Raw genomic sequence first — 2,352 nt, 5'->3', positions numbered from 1 at the left:
ATCGGAGCAAGTGTTATTCCCATTATTAGAATTACTTGTACTGTTCTATTACTTGCATTAAGCTCATTTTTTAAACTAGATATATCTTTTTGTAAGGTCTTCTCTACACTGTCTATCTTAGTATTTACACTATCAATCCTAATATTTAAATTCTTCTCTACATTATCTATTTTAGTATCCAAACTATTTATTTTGGCATTTAAGCTTTTCTCTACATTATCTATTTTAGTATCCAAACTATCTATTTTAGAATTAAGTTCAGTTTTTACACTATCTATTTTAGAATTAAGTTCATTTTTAACACTATCTATTTTAGAATTAAGTTCATTTTTAACACTATCTATTTTAGTATCCAAACTATCTATTTTAGAATTAAGTTCATTTTTTACACTATCTATTTTAATATCCAGATTAGATATATCTTTTTGTAAGTTTTTTTCTATATTAATTATTTGTTGCTCTAAAGAATTCATTTTTTCTTTTAGAACTTCAAAGTTGTAATTATCATTTTGAAGTAAAACAAAATCTATTGCCTCTTCACTAAACCCCTTATTTAGAAATTCTAACCTTATATTTTCTATTTTAAGAGTATTGTAAGCCAAATTACTCATAAAATCTCCTTTATTATCCTTTTAATTCTTTATATTTTTTTAAAAGCTTATTAATCAAATCTTTTTGATTTTCAAAAATCTCATCCATCATGAAACTTGTAAATTTGGAGTTTTTTTTATAAAAATTATAACTTTCCTGTTTTTTAAGTTGAAATCTTAATGGTTTTATTGGATTTTGTTTTGAAATATTTTTGTCCATATCAGATTTTTTAATTTTTTTATACGCCTGATTAAAACCAAATTGTTTAATTTCTTCTATTTTTAAATCTCCTGATAAAACTTTTTTATAAAGACGTAAATATAAAAATGCTTGACTTCTTGCTATAACAAATTCCTTAAGAAAATCTTCAAATTTCTTATAACCATCAAGTTCATAAAGTTTTTTTATCCTTATTTTATATAAAATTTCCATTAATTCAATTTTATTATTAATATCGCTTGAAGTAATTCTTCGCAATTGATTTTTATAACTTTCATATTCCATTTGATTATCTTTATCACTATTACTTTCAAATTGATTAACACTAACTTTCCTATTATTTAGGATAAGTTCTTTTTTTCGATTTTCAGACATTATTTTTACTCCTTATTTTAAAAGTACGTCAGCATACTTTTATTATTTTTTTTAAAATTTCTTTAGCCTCCTTATAGTATATTTCTTGAATATCGGGCTCTTTCAATTCATTAATCAAAATCTTAATATTATTAAAATTGTGAATTTTACCCTTAACAAAAAGACCATAATTTTTATATAACAATTCTTCTATGTCTTTTAGGGTATTTCTATTTTTAATGAATTGATTTTCAACTATTGATATTTTTATTTCTTTATTTTTAAATATATTAACTTCTTCTATTGCATCCATTAGCATAGGAAAAGCTTCAACTGACCACCTTTCAGGCTGAATAGGAATTATAACTTCATCTGTAATATTCAAAGCATTAAATAATAAGGGATTTAAACTAGGAGGAGTATCAATTATTACATAATCAAAATTATTGCTGTAGAAAATTTTTTTTAAACAATGTTCCAATAGTTGTTCTTTATACCTCTCATCTTCTTGCTCAAATTTACATAAAATTGGATGAGAAGGGATAATGTACATTTTTTCATTAATCTTATTTAAATATTTATTTAAATCATCCTTTTTATAATCCTTAAGCATATAATACACATTAATACCTTCAATACTTTTTAAGTATTGAACAAAATAACTAGTCAAACTATTTTGAGGATCCAAATCAATCAATAAAACCTTATTATTAAGGTCCTTTAAAATAAAGCTAAAAATAATTGTTAATACACTTTTACCAACACCGCCCTTGATTGATGCAATTGTTATTATTTTAGGTTTTTTATTATCCATTTTATTAACGGTCCTTGTTCCGGGTATTTTTTCCCATAAAATTTATATACTTGTTGTTCTAAATCTGTAAACATACTAAATAAAACTTTATTGTAGTGATTATTTGTTCTTTTTTTATCTAATAAACGATATAGTCCCTTAAAGTAGCAAAAAACACTTCCGGCCTTAAATCTAAACTCCATATAATATGCCCTTGCCAATGCATACGCTTTTCTAGTCCCGTTTAATTGATACTTTATTAAGGGTTTTTTTATTGGTTTTCTGTATCCATAAAAAATACCAATAAACTTATCCCCTTCTTTAATGGGATACAAATGAGTTTCTTCAACAATTCTTTCCCCATTAAATAATGCTCGCAATGATAATCTAAATTC

At 23.7% G+C, this 2,352-nt stretch carries 4 protein-coding genes; all 4 read right to left on the bottom strand.

The genetic code is table 11. The features are described 5' to 3' along the window. A partial coding sequence (gene bdr, locus HNP67_RS06680) for a Bdr family repetitive protein (protein ID WP_184125771.1) occupies positions 1–611 on the bottom strand: 611 nt, incomplete at its 3' end. Between the two features lie 13 nt (positions 612–624). After that, positions 625–1,185 (bottom strand): chromosome replication/partitioning protein, encoded by a 561-nt coding sequence (locus tag HNP67_RS06675; protein ID WP_184125769.1) that lies wholly within the window; start codon positions 1,183–1,185, stop codon positions 625–627. 28 nt (positions 1,186–1,213) lie between these two features. Then, positions 1,214–1,978: a ParA family protein gene (locus tag HNP67_RS06670; RefSeq protein WP_184125767.1), complete on the bottom strand. Its 765-nt coding sequence runs from the start codon at positions 1,976–1,978 to the stop codon at positions 1,214–1,216. After that, a partial coding sequence (locus tag HNP67_RS06665) for a DUF226 domain-containing protein (RefSeq protein ID WP_184125765.1) occupies positions 1,954–2,352 on the bottom strand: 399 nt, incomplete at its 5' end. The genes HNP67_RS06670 and HNP67_RS06665, both read right to left, overlap by 25 nt.

This window comes from Borreliella californiensis, assembly GCF_014205885.1.
Lineage (GTDB): Bacteria > Spirochaetota > Spirochaetia > Borreliales > Borreliaceae > Borreliella > Borreliella californiensis.
The sequence above is the reverse complement of the archived record's forward strand: the minus strand, read 5'-3'. Positions and strand labels throughout refer to the sequence as shown.